Below are 16022 nucleotides of genomic sequence, written 5' to 3'. Positions count from 1 at the left end.
GTAAGGGTACCCTTACCCACAAGAGACGGCTCCCGATCTGCGTGGCGCTAGCGCTCGGCAGTGCCACTCGTCAACGGCTTTGCAGGACGACGCCGCGCGGAGCACTCTCGGTGCGTGGACAGATCTGCGTTGCCGCAGCGACGGCGCATCCGGCGCCCGATCGCCTCCCTCGCCGTGCTCGCCGCCATCAGCCTTCTCGCCGGGTGCGGCCTGAGCATCCCCGCCGACCCCGACGGCACCCTGGACGCCGTCACGGGAGGGGTGCTGCGCGTCGGAACGTCCCCGGATGGCGAGCTGGTGGAGGTGAGCCAGGGCGACCCCACCGGAACGATCGTCGACCTCGTGGACCGCTTCGCCGACAGCATCGACGCCGACACCGAATGGACCGTCGCCTCGGAGGAGACACTGGTGACGGAGCTCGAGGCGGGCGACCTCGACCTCATCGCCGGCGGCATCACTCCCGACACCCCGTGGATCGATAAGGCGGGTGTCACCCGGGGCTATCGCGGGATCGAGGGCTCCGACGGGCGTGAGCTCGTGATGCTGGTGCCGCTCGGCGAGAACGCCTTCCTGTCGACACTGGAGACCTTCCTCGACGAGGAGGTCGGCGGATGACCGAGACCCGGCAGTTCGGCCGCACCACGCTGCCGCCGGAGCAGGCGCGGGCAGTTCGTCGCGCGGTGAAGTGGGAGATCTTCACGATCGTCTACACGTCGATCACGATCGCGGTGATCGCGCTCGTGGTGGGCGAGTCGCAGGCCATGCGGACGGCCTGGATCGAGGACATGCTCTCCTTGATCCCGCAGTTCGCGTTCCTGACGGCGCTCATCTTCGTGCGCCGTCGCCCCACGAGGAAGCACCCCTACGGACTGCATCGCGCGATGGGCGTCGGGCATCTCGTGGCCGGAGTGGCGCTGCTCGCCGTGGGCCTGAACCTCGCCGTCGAGGCCGTCACCGGGCTGATCGCGGCCGAGCACGCCACGATCGGCACGGTGCAGTTGTTCGGACAGACGATCTGGCTCGGATGGCTCATGGTGGGCGTCATGGTGGTCGTGATCATCGGGCCCGTGTTCTTCTACGGCCCGGCGAAGTCGAAGCTCGCCCCTGTGCTGCACAACAAGCTGCTGTACGCCGACGCCGACATGGCGAAGGCGGACTGGCAGACCACGGTGGCGTCGGTGGTCGGCGTGCTCGGCATCGGAGTCGGCGCGTGGTGGCTGGACGGGGCGGCGGCCCTCTTCATCTCCCTCGGCATCATCTGGGACGGCTTCCGCAACACCAAGACGGCCGTGGTCGACCTCATGGATCAGCGCGCGCGCACCTATGACAGCAAGCATCCGCATCCGCTGGCCGCCGACATCGTGTCGTACCTGCGGAGTCGACCCTGGGTCGCGCAGGCCGGAGTGCGGATGCGTGATCAGGGTCAGGTGTTCCACATCGAGGCGTTCGTCGTGCCGCATCGCCGAAAGGTGGCGCTCGACGATCTCACCGCCGCGGCAGAGGGGATCGCCGACATCGACTGGAAGATGCAGGACGTGGTCGTGATCCCGGTCGAACATCTGCCCCGCGAGGTGGACACCGGTCGCCGAGCACCCGGCTGACGCTCAGCGCCACCCCATCCGGGCGGCCGTAGGCTGGACGCATGACTTCTCCTGCCTCCGACACCATCACGATGTTCGGCGCCGACTGGTGCCGCGACTGCATCCGCACCAAGAAGCAGCTCGATGCGCTCGGTGTCGAATACACCTACGTCGACCTCGTCGCCGAGCCCGCCGCCGCGGACGTAGCGAAGGAGATCTCGGGACGCACGAACATCCCGGTCGTCGTGTACCCCGACGCCTCGCACCACGTCGAGCCGTCGAACGCCGACGTCGAGTCGAAGCTGCGCGAACTCGCACTGATCTGAGTGGCCCGCATCGCGCCGCTACACTGGCGCGATGAGCACTGAGGCTCGGCCCGAACGAGCATCCGTCCGTCTCTCCCCGCGCACGATCGTGCTGTACGCGATCGGGTCGCTGGGGACCGGCGGCTACGCCACCCTGCCCGGGCTGGTGCTGACGTATTTCCTCACCGACAACCTCGGCGTCGCCGCGCTCGCGGCCGGACTCATCGTCACGGCCGCGAAGATCTGGGACGTCCTGATCGATCCGTTGATCGGCGCCGCGTCGGACCGTCAGCTCGCTCGCACCGGCTCCCGTCGCGGGTTCATGGTGACCGGCGCTCTGGCCCTCCCGCTGTTCTTCGCCCTCACGTTCGCGGTGCCGCCCTCCTGGGGCCCGGTCGCCGGGGCGATCAGCGTGCTGCTCGCGTTCCTCGCCACCGCAACCGCGTTCAGCCTCTTCCAGGTGCCGTACGTCGCGCTGCCCGCCGAACTGACCGGCGACTACGACGAGCGCACCCGTCTGCTGGGCTGGCGCGTGGTCGTGCTCACCGCGGCGATCCTGCTGTTCGGCGCCGGGGGTCCCGCGCTGCGCAATGCCGGCGACGACCCCGTCTTGGGGTACCTCTTGATGGGCATCGCCTCGGGTGTCGTGATCGGGATCGGCATGCTGATCGCCGCCCGGACGGCGACGATCGCCGCCCGGCGCACCGAGGCAGCCCCGGCCGCCGCGATCGCCGACTCGACGTGGCGCGATCAATACATGTCAGGCTTCCGGGCGCTGAGGCGCAGCCAGCCGTTCCGCGCGCTGCTGGGCACGTTCGTGCTGCAGGCCCTCGCCACGGGGACCATGCTCGCCGGCGCGCAGTACGTCGCGACGTGGGTGCTGCGCAGCGAGGATGCCGTGACGTTCGTGTTCGTGGCCCTGGTCGGGCCCGCACTCCTCGCGACTCCGGTGTGGACGGTGATCGCGAGGCGCATCGGCAAGGAGCGGGCGTTCGCGATGGCCAGCGTCCTGTTCACCGCCGCCGCAGCGACGCTCGTGTTCGCGGTCTGGACGCCCGGCGCCTGGATCTACGCCTCGGTCGCGGTGGCCGGCATCGCCTACGCCGGACTCCAGTCGCTGCCCATGGCCATGCTGCCCGATGTGATCTCGCACGACGAGCGCACCAGCGGTCCGGGACAGGCCGGCACGTTCACCGGCATCTGGACGGCGGGCGAGACCGTCGGCTTCGCACTCGGCGCCACCGCGGTGTCGCTGACCCTCGCCGCGACCGGCTACATCTCCACCGTCGCCGGAGCCACCGTCGAGCAGCCGGAGGCCGCGATCACGGGCATCGTGCTGAGCTTCAGCATCCTTCCCGCCGTGCTGATGGCCGCGAGCCTGCTGACGCTGCGCCACTACGGCCTGCGTCGCGCCGACATCGAAGCCGTCGGAACCTCCGACGCCTAAGCTGGGATCCCGTCCGAAGGAGACGCCGATGACTTCTGCGAGCACCGCCCCCGCCCCCGCATCCGCCTCGAAGAGCACGTCGACAGCGGGGTCCGTGTCGCTGAGCGAGAGCGAACAGGAACGCCTCGACACCGCGATCGACGACCTGCAGGCCGGATCGCGCACCTGGTCCGCTCTCACCATCGCCCAGCGGGTCACGCTGCTGCGCGCGGTGCGCACGAGCGTCGCCGCCACGGCCGAGGACTGGGCGAACACGGCCGCCGCCTCCAAGGGGCTCGACGGTAAGCACCCGCTGCGCGGCGAGGAGTGGCTGAGCGGCCCCTACAGTGTGCTCGGCGCGCTCGACGCCTACATCGAGACGCTCTCCCGCCTGGCGAAGGGCGTGAACCCGCTCGACGGCCTCACGATCGATCGCGCCCCCGGCGGACGCACCCGCGTGCACGCCTTCCCTCTGACCGGCATCGACAAGTTCCTGCTGTCGGGCTTCACCGGCGAAGTGTGGCTCGAGCCCGGCATCACCCCGAACGCCGCGCGCGCGGGTGCCGGCCTCGCGCAGCGCACCCCCACCGAACCGGGCGGGGTCGGACTCGTGCTCGGCGCGGGCAACGTGACCTCGATCCCGGTGCTCGACGTGCTGTACGAACTGCTCGCCCACAACCGCACCGCCCTGCTGAAGGTCAACCCCACGCAGGATGCCCTGGTGCCGGTGTACAAACGAGCACTCGCGCCCCTCATCGAGCCGGGGTTGCTGCGCATCGTGCGCGGCGGCCCGGCAGTCGGCGCGTATCTCACCGGCCACCCCGGACTCGTGCACGTGCACATCACCGGCTCCGCCGCGACGTTCGACACGATCGTGTGGGGGCCGTCGAAGGGCGAAGGGGCTGCCGCGACGAAGCGTCGTCGGCGCGAGAACCGCCCGCAGCTGAAGAAGCCGATCACCGCCGAACTCGGCGGAGTCTCCCCCATCATCGTGGTGCCCGGCGCGTGGACCGACGCCGATCTCACCTACCAGGCCGAGCACATCGCGACCATGCGCCTGCAGAACTCCGGCCACAACTGCATCGCCGGCCAGGTCGTCATCATGTCGTCCGACTGGGACCAGGCCGATGCGTTCCGCGCCGCGCTGCGCCGTGCCTACGCGAACGCCCCGGAGCGACCCATCTGGTACCCGGGCTCCCCCTCGCGGATGGACCTCGCGACCGACGCCTACCCCGACGCTCTCGTGCTGGGCGACCGGCTACTCGTCGAGATCGACGCCGACGACGACGCGACGGCACTCGAGACCACCGAGTACTTCGCGCCGGTGCTGGGCGTCGTCACCATTGCGGGCACCGGTCAGGAGTTCCTCGACGCGGCCGTGGCCCACGCGAACGACAAGCTCCAGGGCACCCTCGGCGCGAACCTGCTGATCGACCCGGCGACCGAGAAGGCACTCGGCGCCGGTTTCGAGCGGGCCATCGCGGCGCTCCACTACGGCTCCATCGCGATCAACAGCTGGACCGCCTTCGCGTTCATCACCCCGACCCTCACGTGGGGCGCGTTCCCCGGCGGCACGATCGACGACGTGGGCAGTGGCATCGGCGTCGTGCACAACGCGCTGCTGCTCGACGGGGTGGAGCGCTCGGTGCTTCGCGGACCGTTCCGCCCGTTCCCGCGGTCGCTGCCGATCGCGAACGGCGGCGGACGCCTCACGATCCTGCCGAAGCCGCCGTGGTTCGTGTCGGCGCGCACGGGCGCGGCCGTGAGCGAAGGGCTGACCCGGCACCGTGCGGACGGCGGCGTCGTCGGGCTCCTGAAGACGCTGACGAAGGCGCTGCAGGCCTGAGGCTCAGCGCGCTGCGCGGGCGAAGCGGTCGGTCGCGGCGCGCAGCGCCTTCTGAGTACCCGGCTCGGTGGCGGCGTGACCGGCGTCGTCGACCACGACGAACTCGGCCTCGGGCCAGGCGCGATGCAGGTCCCACGCGGTCATCATCGGCGTCGCGACATCGTGCCGCCCCTGCACGATGACGGTCGGGATATGGCGGATGACGTCGACACCGGCGATCAGCTGTCCCTCTTCCCACCAGCCACGGTGGACGAAGAAGTGATTCTCGATGCGGGCGAACGCGGTCGCCTTCTCGGGGTCGGACATCCCGGCGATCTGCGCGGCATCCGGCGTCAACGTCACGGTCGCCGCCTCCCAGGTCGACCAGGCGATCGCGGCCGGCACGTGCACGGCGGGGTCGGGATCGAACAGCCGCCGGTGATACGCCTCGATCATGTGCGAGCGCTCGAGCACGGGGATCGGCGCGAGGAAGCTCTCCCAGAGGTCGGGGAACAGCGCGGCGGCGCCGCCCTCGTAGAACCACTCGAGCTCGACGCGACGCAGCGTGAAGATCCCGCGGAGGACGAGCTCGGTCACCGCATCCGGATGCGCCTGCGCGTACGCCAGCGCAAGGGCGCTCCCCCACGACCCGCCGAACACCTGCCAGCTGTCGATGCCGAGGTTCCTGCGCAGCAGGTCGATGTCGGCGATCAGGTGCGCGGTGGTGATGTGACGGAAGTCGGCATCCGGCGCACTCGCGTGCGGCGTGCTGCGTCCGCAGCCGCGCTGATCGAACAGCACGATGCGATAGACCTTCGGGTCGAAGAACCGGCGCTGCCACGGCGAGGTGCCGCTGCCGGGACCGCCGTGCAGGAACACCACCGGCTTGCCCTCGGGGTTGCCGCTGACCTCCCAGTAGACGCGGTGCCCGTCGCCGACGAGCAGCTCCCCCGTGTCGTGCGGTTCGATCGGTGGATACAGTGCATCCGTCTTCTTCATCTTCGGTCCCCCGGCCGGTCGTGCAGACTTCATCGTCAACGCTAGCGGGTCGCGCACTGCGGCTAGGGATCCAGCTGGTCGGCCGGCAGCGTCAGCACCTGCTCGCAGACACCGAGGCCGTTCTGGTACCCCTCGGCGAACCAGCGCTGTCGCTGCTCGCTGGAGCCGTGCGTCCAGCTCTCCGGGTTCGAGAAGCCGGACTGCTCCTGGATGTGGTCGTCGCCGACCGCGAACGCCGCGTTCAGTGCATCGATGCGCTGCTTCTCGGTGGTCGGCTGAAGATACGGGATGCCCTCGCTGTCGGTCTCCTCCGAGATCCGTCCGATCCAGGCACCCGCGTAGCAGTCGGCCTGCAGCTCCGTGCGGACGCCATTACTTCCGGGACCGGTGCCGTTGTTCGGGTAATCGTCCATGACCCCGGTGATCCATTGGATGTGGTGACCCCACTCGTGCCCGACGATGTACAGCTGGGCGAGTTCGCCCGCGGATGCACCGAACTGCTCCTGCATCAGCTGGAAGAAGGTCGGGTCGATGTAGACCGTCTCGTCGCCGGGGCAGAAGAACGGCCCGACGGCGTTGGATGCCGTGCCGCAGGCCGTGTTCGTCGCCCCGTCGACGACGATGAATCCGGGCTTGCGGTAGCCCTCGACCTCGTCGGCCCAGAACTCGTCGAGCACGAGCTGCGCTCCCGCCATGCGGCAGTCGACATCGGCGTTCGCCTGCGCACCGGTCTCGCAGTTCTCGATGACCGATCCCCCGGCGGGTTCGCTGCTTCCGCCGGGCGCCCCGCCGCCGAGCAGGCCGGTCAGGTCGATGCCGAGCAGCGGTCCGGCGATGAGCGCGATGATGCCGAGCACACCCACGCCCACGCCACCTGCGATGGCTCCGTTGCGGCCGCGTCGACGCGTGGTGTTGCCCGAGATGTCGGCGTCGGGATTGAAGGTCATGCGTCGAGGGTACTCCGCGCGGACACCGGCCGAACGGTCGTAGGCTCGGAGCATGACGACCACGATCACCATCACCGGCGCGGGCGGACAGATCGGCTACGCACTGCTGTTCCGCATCGCGGCGGGAGACCTGCTCGGACCTGACGAGAAGGTGCGGCTCCGGCTGCTGGAGATCCCGCAGGGGCTGGGCGCCGCAGAGGGTGCGGCGCTCGAACTGCAGGACGGCGCGTTCGGTCTGCTCGAGCACGTCGAGGTGACGGATGACGCGGCCGTGGGGTTCGACGGAACCGATCTCGCGCTTCTCGTGGGCGCCCGCCCGCGGGGTCCCGGCATGGAGCGCGCAGACCTGCTCGCGGCCAATGCCGGCATCTTCGGCCCGCAGGGTGCGGCCATCGCGGCGAATGCGGCACCGGGCGTGCGCGTCACGGTCGTGGGAAACCCCGCCAACACCAACGCCTTGATCGCGGCCGCTGCAGCCGACGGCGTGCCCGCCGAGAGGTTCGCCGCCCTGACCCGGCTCGACGAGAACCGGGCGCGCGCGCAGCTGGCGCAGACGCTCGGCGTCCCCGTGCACACCGTGCGCCGGGTGCCGATCTGGGGCAACCACTCGGCCACGCAGTTCCCCGACATCTCGCACGCGACCGTCGGCGGGAAGCCCGTCGGCGAAGCTCTCGAGCAGATCGTCGGCGACGTGCCCGCGTGGCTCGACCAGACCTTCATCCCGCGCGTCGCCAAGCGCGGCGCCGAGATCATCGAGGTGCGCGGATCATCGTCGGTGGCCTCCGCGGCGAGCGCGACCATCGACCACGTGCGCGATTGGGTGCAGGGCACTGACGACTGGACCTCGGCCGGCATCGTCTCGCACGGCGAGTACGGGGTTCCCGAAGGTCTGATCTCGTCGTTCCCCGTGCGCTCCGTCGACGGCGAGTGGCGGATTGTCGAGGGCCTCGAGTTGAGCGACTGGGCCCGCTCCCGCGTCGACGCCTCGGTGGCCGAGCTGGTCGAGGAACGCGACGCCGTGCGCGCCCTCGGCATGCTGTGATCGCCTGACCGCCGCGCCGCCGACCGCATGGGGAGTTCTGCCCATCGCCGGACTTCGGCACCCCCGCTAGATTTGCTGGGGACGGGAACACCGTCGAGGAGGGGCGCACGACATGACTCAGTGGGACGAACTGCATCCAGGCCGGGGGAACACCGGCGCGGTCAACGATGCTGCGACACGCGTCAGCAACCGGAACACCGGCGCCGAGACCGTGCGCACGGCTCTATCGAACGCGGCCACCGGCACGACCGAGGAGATCTGGGCGGGTGACGCGGGTGCCGCGTTCCGCACGTCGCTGGCGAAGCCCCAGACCCTGTGCGACGAGCTCAAGACGGAGTTCGCCGCCGTGCAGGCCGCCCTCTCCGCCTACGCGACCGAGGTCGACCGCATCCGCGTCGCCACCACGGCGGCGCACCAGGCGTACGCCACCGGCTATGCCACGTGGAAGGCCGCGGAGCAGGAGGACAGCCCGTTCCTGCCGTCGACCTTCACCCCCAACGCCCCGAACGCCACCCTGGGGTCGAACCTCTGGGTGCCGAGCGGGAACAAGCCCGGTCTCTACGACATGCGGATGGCCGCGCAGCAGCTGCGCACCCTCGCCGACCAGCGCGAGACCGCCGACAGCACGCTCTCCACGGCGCTCCAGCCGCCGGCATCGGCACGATGGGACCAGATGCAGTCGGCGTTGAGCGCCGCGGGCATCGACGACATCGACGACCTGACCTTCGAGAACCTCGGAGACGCGTTCGCGAACCTCGCCGACGAGATCGCCGAGGGCGACGTGACCGACGAGAACGTGCAGGCCCTGCAGGACTTCTTCTCGGTCTGGGGCGAAGACACGTTCGTGATGTCGCAGTTCTTCCTCGAGGTCGGCGGCGAGAGCACCGTCTCGATGATCGACAACCTGGGTGACGCGGTCAAGACCGAGAACTTCGACCCCGCGGCGGCGCTGGCGCTGGCCACCATGATCCGCGGTGGCCTGTCGACCGGATCCCAGATCTGGATGCCGTCGACCTCCAGTGACTTCGCCGAGAGCATGCTCGAGGGCGCCTCCTCCACGGTGGGCGGCGCTGTCGCCGCGATCGGCTTCCTCTTCTCGGACGAGAAGAACAACCCGCTGGGCGTGAACCTCACGGTGGCCATGGCCGACGAGATCGACCGTATCGAGCGCGACCCGATGAGCATGCAGAACGGCGGGTGGTACGACACCTCGCCGAACGCGGGCGGTCGCACCCTCGCGCAGCTCGAGGGAGAGACGACCGGGCTCGACGGCAACCGGGTCGACGACCTCGCCGGCCGTGTCTTCTCGACGCTCGGCACCTACCCCGACGCGGCGCTGGACTGGCTCACGGCCACCGGCGACGACCCCTACGGCGACGGCGACCTGGGCCCCGGGCGTATCGAGTACTGGTACGGCGACCGCGACTGGAGCGCCGCGGGCAGCGGCGACGGCTTCGAGGGGCCGGGAGCGCTCTGGGCCGGCGCACAGCAGGCCTCGGGCGGACCCGCCGATGCGACGCACACCTACAACCCGGAGACCTGGGACCGCGTGGCTGAGCTCACCACCCAGGTCGTGCGGGAACTCACCAGCAACGAGAGCTTCGTTCCGGAGAACCTCACGAGCATCGGACAGGTGCGCATCGCGGAGGGCATCTCCGTGGCGATGCCGTACTTCTCGGAGAACCTCAGCGAGAGCGACCCCCGCACCGCGAGCGCGCTGTCGATCCAGGACGCACTCATCGGGACGAGCGACCCGCGCTCGATCCCCAACGTCACGCAGGAGCAGCTGTCCCAGCTTCTCGGCACCGCGACCTGGAGTGACGGGGACTCGCCGTCGGCCGGTGCGGATGTCATCTCCCAGTCGGTGCGGCAGTACCAGGATGCGCTCATCGCGCTCGCCGACATCGCTCCTCCCGGCAGCGCCTTCGCTGCGGACGCCCTCGAGCGCGTCGTCGAGCTGCAGGGGTGGCTCGACGGATCGACGGAGGGTGCCGCGCTCGGAGAAGCCGGGCGCCACGATGCCGCCGTCCAGGAGGCCATCGACGGCGTGAGCACCGTCGTCGGACTGATCCCGATCCCGGCCGTCGGCGATGTGCTCGTCGAGGGCGGCAGCGTCGCGATCGACGTGGTTCAGGATGCCGTCATCGGCGGTGTCTCCGACTGGGGCTTCGGCAATGCCGAGGCGGCGTGGGGCAACTCGCACGAAGTACTGTTGGAGGAGCAGCAGAACAGCGCCTCCGGCCGCGAGATCGCGATGATCAACACCATCGAGCAGATGCTCGCCGATCTCGGCATGACGGAGGGGCTCTCCCCGGCGGAGGCGACCGATCTGGCCGAGGAGATGCTGGCGGACTATCAGCGAGGCGTCGAGGCCAGCTCGTCGTGGGCAGAGGGGCATTGAGAATGCAGTACAGGCGTCGACTCATGGGTCTGACAGTGGTCGGGATCGCGACGATCGGTCTCGCGCTGACGGGGTGCACCCCCGCAGCCACCGAGCCGCCGTCCGTCAGCTGGCAGTCGGGTGAGCCCTCGGGTGAGCTCGAGTCGAGCCCCTGGGTGCAGGCCGTCCGCGCATCGGACACCGCCCTCAGCATCGCGGCGTTCACCCGCGACTACACGTCGGACGAGCTGCAGGACACCACGACGGAAGAAGCCATCGACGCTGCGGCCCAGTGGCAGCGCGACGAGGCGAAGGCCGACCGCTTCTTCACCTACCCCGGCCCGGTGCCGATGATCCCGCTCTCGGTGGATGAGCAGGGTGACGAGGCGCTCGTGACCGTCTGCCAGGCGCAGGACTGGTACCTGGACGCCGACCGCACCACCGCGCCGGAGCCCACCGAGGGACGAGAGGTCGTCTACCGCGTGATCCGCGACGGTGACGCCCGCCTCGTCGAGACCGACTCCGTCACCACGAAGGACTGTGATGTCGCAGACGCGAGCATCGCCCTCTTCGACCCGCAGCCCGACCCCACCGAGACCTATTCTCCCGACGATGTGAAGGTGCCGTGATGACCGATCTCCAGTTCGACTCCGACGCCGTCGGCGCCACCGGCAGCACGCTCCAGAGCACGGCATGGGGCATGAGCCTCGACGTCGACCTCTCCCTCGCCGGCTGCGGCAGCTCCACGGTCTCGGCCGCCGCCGACACCTGGGCCATGTGGGCCAAGGCCTCTCTCCTGCAGCTGCAGAGCATGACCGCCGGCGCCGGCGTGGTCGCCCGCGACTCGGCCACCGCCTTCGAGACGCAGGAAGCCGAGATCACGGACTCGGCGAACAACGGCACCCCCTGATAACGGTCTGCATCCGCACCCGCGACAGGGCAGAATGGAACGCGGAGGTGCGCGATGAGCGAGACGTTCGAACCCACGACGGCGGCATCGGTTGATGCTGCCCTGACGAGCCCGCTGCACCTTCCGCATGACGCGGCGGTGTGCCCGAAGTGCTTCACGGAACTGCAGGAGAACCGGAACTTCTGGCTCGCCCGCCCCGACGGCTCACGCCTGGTCGGACTGGTGGTCTCCCGCGACGACATGCCGTCGGTCGTGGAGCAACGCGCCGATCTCACGCGGTTCGGTGTGCCCATCGAGGGCTTCCGTCACCCCGCCCCCGACATCCTGGAGAGCTGGAGCGACCGCCTCTCCCGCCTCATCGGCACCCTGCGTCCCGGCGACGTGCTGGTCGTCGTGTCGATCGTCGCGCTCGGGCGCGACAGCGACGAGGGCGCCAGGACGGTCGCAGAGCTCCGGCGCCACGGCATCATCGTCAAGGTGCTCAGCCACAACGCGCGGCACCTCGCCGACGCCGCGGCCGCCACGCGCTGACCGCCCGGCGGCACCGACCACTCAGGCTTCGGCGGACACTCCCGACGGCGCACCCGGAAGCTCGAAGTACGACGCCTCGACGATGCTGTCGAAGAACCCGAGCAGCACGTGCGGGATGTCGCCGACGGGCGTCGACAGGTTCACGAGCAGCACCTGCTTCGAGCCGGGGACCGTGTACCAGTAGTCGGCGGACAGCCGACGGATCGAGACCGCCCCCGCCTCGGCGGCCAGCTCTTCCGGAGCCTCACGCAGGTCTTCCGCGTCGGCCAGCTTCTGCTCCTCGACGCTGTGCAGTCGGAGGATCGCGGATCCGGGGATCTGCAGCCGGTGGGCGGTGTCGAGGTGGGGACGCTGCAGCTCGGTGAAGACCTTCTCGAGCGTCGCGACGACGGCCTGCGGCGAGACCCCGATGGCCGGAGACATCCGCAGGTCGGGCTGCTCGAACACCGTGAGCGTCACCGGCAGCGGCGTGCCGGGGCGCAGTTCGGTCATCAGGAACATCGCCTTGGCGTGCAGCGCGCGAGCGCTCGTCACCGCCTCGGTGAGGTCACGGCGGGTCAGTGCCCGCAGCGTCGAATCCTCGTCGCGACGGCCGAAGACCTCGTCGACGAAATCGGCGACCAGCGGACCGCTGTCGAGATCGTTGAGCAGCACCGGATGCCAGGCGCCGAGGAGTCGGAAGCGCAGCTCGGGCGTCGCCGCCTCGACGGCGATCTCACTCACCGGCGAGCTTCTCGATCTCGTAGTCGGGCACGTTCACGCCCACGGAGAGGCTCGGGCTCCAGTCGATGCCGAGCTCGTCGGCCGCTCGCTGCGCCTCGATCGCGCCCTCTTTGCCCTCGTACGTCGACCACGGGTTGAACTTCACGAACGCCGGCTTCGGCTCGGAGGCCTTCCATGCCGACACCAGGACCGCGGTCAGGCTGTCCCCCGTCACCACGTATCCGAGCGGGACTTCGACGTCGATCACCCAGCCCGACGTCAGGCCGTCCTGATTCGGCTGCACCTCCACCTGGAGCGCTTCGGGGAGCGCGGCCTTCACCGCGTCGACCACGGGTGCGGGATCGTTCATTTCAGCCTCCTGGGTGGATGCGGGCGGAGTCTTCTCCGGCGCGGGCGCACCGGTCGGAAAGCACCCGGTCAGCAGCAACCCGGCGACGCCGATTCCTGCAACGGTTAGTGTCAGGCGTCGGAACATCACTCACTCCATGCATATTCTTCGGTCGCGACCGTCGCACCGTCGTGCGCGTAGAACTGCTCCAGTCTCGCACGCTCGTCGGCGGGCAGATTCGCGAGCTGCTCCTGCCAGCTGATGTTGTAGAGACCCGCGTTGTGCGCGCCGGCGTCGATCGCGGCCGGCTGGTGTCCGGGCGCGACGGGCGTGAACGTGCGCCAGTTGTCCTCCTGCCGAGGATTCACCGCGCCGTTGGTGAGCGTGTCGAGCATCGGCACCGGATCGCCCTGATGCTGCATCGAGATGACCTGCGTCGTCGGCGGGATGCGCATGGCATCGATGGGAGATCCGCACGCCATCACGGCCTCGAAGTTGTACGCGCTCGACCGGTTCGCTGCGAGGTGCCCCGCCATGATGCCGCCCTGGCTGAACCCGACGAGCATCACGGGGTCGCCGTTCGGGCCCGGATTAATGCCTGCGTCCTGCATCGCCTGCATCACGGCACGCTCGTACTGCGTCTGCAGCTCGGGCGTGAGCATGAGGGCGAGGTTGCTGTCGAGGTCGTTCGTCGCCCCGGTGTCGTTGATCCCCTGGAGGCTCATCACCCAGTCCTGGGTCGACGGCAGCACGACGCGCCACCGGGTGACGCCATCGGCGCCGACGACCTGTTCGACCCGGATCACGCCCTGCTCGTCGGCGGCGGACGTGCCGCCGAGGTCATCGACCAGACCGGCCTCCGCGAAGGCGTTGTCGAGAGACGCGCCGCTGACGGTCGACATCTGGTTGCGCCACGCCTCCAGCGCCTGCTGATACTCGGCATCGGTCGCGTAGTCGGATCGCGACGGCATCGGGATGCTCCGCTCGTCGACCTCGAAGGGGGTGACCTCGGGGTCGGGCGCGAGCACGTCGGTGAGGATGCGGGTGATCAGCACCCCGCCGATCGTCAGCGCGACAGCACCACCGAGGAGAGCGAGCACGGCGCCGAGCAGCGGTCCGCCGAGGAGAAGCCCCGCCAGCCCGAGGACGATCGGGATCAGTGCGAGCAGCAGCACCGTCATGATCTTCGGCAGCAGGGCGTTCCAGATGTCGGAGAGGGTGTCGAGGACGCCCTTGATGACATCCGCCACCCAGCGCCCGATGCCGGCGAGCAGATCGCCCACACCCTCGAAGAACTGGGCGATGTTGTCGAGGACCGAGTCCTTGCCCTGGCTGATGACGCTCTCGATCGCACGGATCGCGGCCTGGGCCGCATCCTCCTTGCTCTGTGCTCCGGCACGGAGACGAGCGACGATCGCGTTGATGTCGGACTGGGCGGCCGTCGCCTGGCGCTCGGCGCGGGAGAGGTCGTCGGCCGTGTCCTGACGGACGTCCTGCGGAGAGTTGCTCAGCCCCTCGAACAGCTGCCGCCGCTGCGCATCGCCGGCCGCGTGCTCGGCCGTGCCCAACCGGCCCTGTGCGGCTTCGAGCGCCGGGATGTCCCTCGCCGCCTGCTCCTTGATGGGCGCGAGCGTCACGGCATACGTGCGCAGCGCTGTAGCGGTCTCGTCGTAGCGCAGATACGCCTGCGACATCGAGGTCTGCAACTCGGCGGCGGTCGACCGCAGTGCCGTCGTCGACTTGCTCAGCTGACCCGAGACGATGTCCTGTAGCGCCTGCGCGGCGTCGTTGATCGCGGTGGCCTGACGAGACAGTGCACCGGAGCGGGTCTCGAGCGTGCCGGGGTCGCCCTCGAGTAACTGCGACCAGTCGTTCTGGTTCCAGAGACCGTTCATCGGAGAGCCTCGCCTTCGCTGCGCATGTCGATGAGGGAGCCGAGATCGCCCAGCACCGTGTCGATGCGCTCGGCCGGCGCGGAGAACGCGATGAGGTTCTCGGGAGGCAGAACGGCTTCGGCAGGGAGGGTGACGAGCTCGGGGGCGGCCGGGGGATCGGCGACCGGGAAGGGCATGGGCAGCGCCTCGATCGTCGGGAGACCGATGCCCGGGGCGGGCGCGATCGGCGCGCCGGGAAGCGAGGGCACATCCACCCGCGGGGGATCCGCGATCAGGTCGGGGAAGTCGGGGCCGGCAATCCCACCCGGCAGCGACGGCAGGTTGACCCGCGGCGGGTCGGCGATGAAGTCGGGAAGCGACGGGAGCACCGGCGCAGGACCGCCACCGATACCGGGCTCGGGAAGAGACGGCAACGGCGCAGGAATCGGATCCGGAAGAGACGGCAGCACCGGCGCAGGACCGCCACCGATACCCGGCTCGGGAAGAGACGGCAACGGCGCAGGAATCGGATCCGGAAGAGACGGCAGCACCGGCGCAGGACCGCCACCGATACCCGGCTCCGGAAGAGACGGCAACGGCGCAGGAATCGGATCCGGAAGCGACGGGAGCACCGGTGCAGGACCGCCACCGATACCGGGCTCGGGAAGAGACGGCAACGGCGCAGGAATCGGGTCAGGTGCAGGACCGGGGGCCGGCGCAGGAGCCGGCGAGGGGCCGGGAGCAGGTCCGGGAGTCGGCCCCGTGGCGCCGTCCGGACCGCCGCCGACGGTGGGAGGCGTCGCGGTCTGGCCGCCCTGCGGCCGCTCGACGTGCTTCATACCGTCCGTGACGCTCTTCGCCATGTTGCGGTCGAGGTCGCCGAAGGTGTCGGCGATCGCCTGCAGGGTGTCGCGGATGCCTTCCAGGCTCTTCTGCAGCTGGCCGCGCTTGCGATCCCAGTTGCCGGCGAAGTCCTGCACCTTGCCGGAGAGGCCGCCGTGGCCGGTGAGCCCGGCGACGTCGTCGCCGAACCGGTCGGCGTTCGCGAACGTCTGGATGGCGGCGCTGATCGATGAACGCGACGCGTCCAGCAGACTGCTCTCGAGCGTGAGGTCGCTCATCGTTCCCCCCGGAGATGGATGAAGGTCGTGC

At 69.8% G+C, this 16022-nt stretch carries 16 protein-coding genes; 10 read left to right on the top strand and 6 right to left on the bottom strand.

Annotated features, from left to right (window positions below):
- Positions 1-114 precede the first annotated feature (114 nt).
- Genes HCX50_RS02915 through HCX50_RS02895 form a run of 5 tightly spaced genes read left to right on the top strand, consistent with a single transcriptional unit; the run spans position 115 to position 5157 of the window.
- The gene (locus tag HCX50_RS02915) at positions 115-615 is read left to right on the top strand and encodes a transporter substrate-binding domain-containing protein (protein WP_337748973.1); all 501 of its coding nucleotides are present in this window, start codon (positions 115-117) and stop codon (positions 613-615) included.
- A complete protein-coding gene (locus tag HCX50_RS02910) occupies positions 612-1601 on the top strand; it encodes a cation transporter (RefSeq protein ID WP_167632942.1) in 990 nt (329 codons plus the stop codon). Before HCX50_RS02915 ends, HCX50_RS02910 begins: the two co-directional genes overlap by 4 nt.
- A 41-nt stretch (positions 1602-1642) precedes the next feature.
- Positions 1643-1906 carry a glutaredoxin family protein gene (locus HCX50_RS02905; RefSeq protein ID WP_029262885.1) on the top strand — a complete coding sequence of 88 codons (264 nt, stop codon included), beginning with the start codon at positions 1643-1645 and terminating at the stop codon, positions 1904-1906.
- A 31-nt stretch (positions 1907-1937) separates the two neighbouring features.
- Complete coding sequence (locus HCX50_RS02900; RefSeq protein ID WP_237682290.1) at positions 1938-3332, top strand: MFS transporter; 1395 nt, start codon at positions 1938-1940, stop codon at positions 3330-3332.
- A gap of 28 nt (positions 3333-3360) precedes the next feature.
- Positions 3361-5157 carry an aldehyde dehydrogenase family protein gene (locus HCX50_RS02895; protein WP_167632941.1) on the top strand — a complete coding sequence of 599 codons (1797 nt, stop codon included), beginning with the start codon at positions 3361-3363 and terminating at the stop codon, positions 5155-5157.
- 3 nt (positions 5158-5160) lie between these two features.
- On the opposite strand, the gene pip is transcribed toward HCX50_RS02895, so the two are convergent.
- On the bottom strand, positions 5161-6168 hold the full coding sequence (gene pip / locus HCX50_RS02890; protein ID WP_237682289.1) for a prolyl aminopeptidase: 1008 nt from the start codon (positions 6166-6168) through the stop codon (positions 5161-5163).
- Between the two features lie 29 nt (positions 6169-6197).
- On the bottom strand, positions 6198-7082 hold the full coding sequence (locus HCX50_RS02885; protein ID WP_091035966.1) for a neutral zinc metallopeptidase: 885 nt from the start codon (positions 7080-7082) through the stop codon (positions 6198-6200).
- Positions 7083-7134: 52 nt separating this feature from the next.
- On the opposite strand from HCX50_RS02885, the gene HCX50_RS02880 reads away from it, so the two are divergent.
- The 5 genes from HCX50_RS02880 (at position 7135) to HCX50_RS02860 (ending at position 11945) form a co-directional block, all read left to right on the top strand.
- On the top strand, positions 7135-8124 hold the full coding sequence (locus HCX50_RS02880; protein WP_167632940.1) for a malate dehydrogenase: 990 nt from the start codon (positions 7135-7137) through the stop codon (positions 8122-8124).
- Positions 8125-8236: 112 nt separating this feature from the next.
- Positions 8237-10525 (top strand): DUF6571 family protein, encoded by a 2289-nt coding sequence (locus tag HCX50_RS02875; RefSeq protein ID WP_167632939.1) that lies wholly within the window; start codon positions 8237-8239, stop codon positions 10523-10525.
- A gap of 23 nt (positions 10526-10548) precedes the next feature.
- The gene (locus HCX50_RS02870; RefSeq protein WP_167632938.1) at positions 10549-11133 is read left to right on the top strand and encodes a hypothetical protein; all 585 of its coding nucleotides are present in this window, start codon (positions 10549-10551) and stop codon (positions 11131-11133) included.
- Positions 11133-11414 carry a hypothetical protein gene (locus tag HCX50_RS02865; RefSeq protein ID WP_029262893.1) on the top strand — a complete coding sequence of 94 codons (282 nt, stop codon included), beginning with the start codon at positions 11133-11135 and terminating at the stop codon, positions 11412-11414. Before HCX50_RS02870 ends, HCX50_RS02865 begins: the two co-directional genes overlap by 1 nt.
- Positions 11415-11468: 54 nt before the next feature.
- Entirely contained in the window at positions 11469-11945 is a 477-nt protein-coding gene (locus HCX50_RS02860; RefSeq protein WP_091035840.1) for a recombinase family protein, read from the top strand.
- A gap of 21 nt (positions 11946-11966) precedes the next feature.
- On the opposite strand, the gene HCX50_RS02855 is transcribed toward HCX50_RS02860, so the two are convergent.
- The 4 genes from HCX50_RS02855 to HCX50_RS02840 form a co-directional block, all read right to left on the bottom strand.
- Positions 11967-12668 (bottom strand): hypothetical protein, encoded by a 702-nt coding sequence (locus HCX50_RS02855; RefSeq protein ID WP_167632937.1) that lies wholly within the window; start codon positions 12666-12668, stop codon positions 11967-11969.
- A complete protein-coding gene (locus HCX50_RS02850) occupies positions 12661-13017 on the bottom strand; it encodes a hypothetical protein (RefSeq protein ID WP_205828737.1) in 357 nt (118 codons plus the stop codon). Before HCX50_RS02850 ends, HCX50_RS02855 begins: the two co-directional genes overlap by 8 nt.
- 125 nt (positions 13018-13142) lie before the next feature.
- Positions 13143-14891 carry a hypothetical protein gene (locus HCX50_RS02845; RefSeq protein WP_091035845.1) on the bottom strand — a complete coding sequence of 583 codons (1749 nt, stop codon included), beginning with the start codon at positions 14889-14891 and terminating at the stop codon, positions 13143-13145.
- The gene (locus HCX50_RS02840) at positions 14888-15991 is read right to left on the bottom strand and encodes a hypothetical protein (RefSeq protein ID WP_167632936.1); all 1104 of its coding nucleotides are present in this window, start codon (positions 15989-15991) and stop codon (positions 14888-14890) included. Before HCX50_RS02840 ends, HCX50_RS02845 begins: the two co-directional genes overlap by 4 nt.
- Positions 15992-16022: the final 31 nt, after the last annotated feature.

Source organism: Microbacterium sp. B19(2022), assembly GCF_012030385.1.
Classification (GTDB): Bacteria; Actinomycetota; Actinomycetes; order Actinomycetales; family Microbacteriaceae; genus Microbacterium; species Microbacterium oxydans_B.
This window is presented reverse-complemented; position numbering and strand designations above follow the sequence as displayed.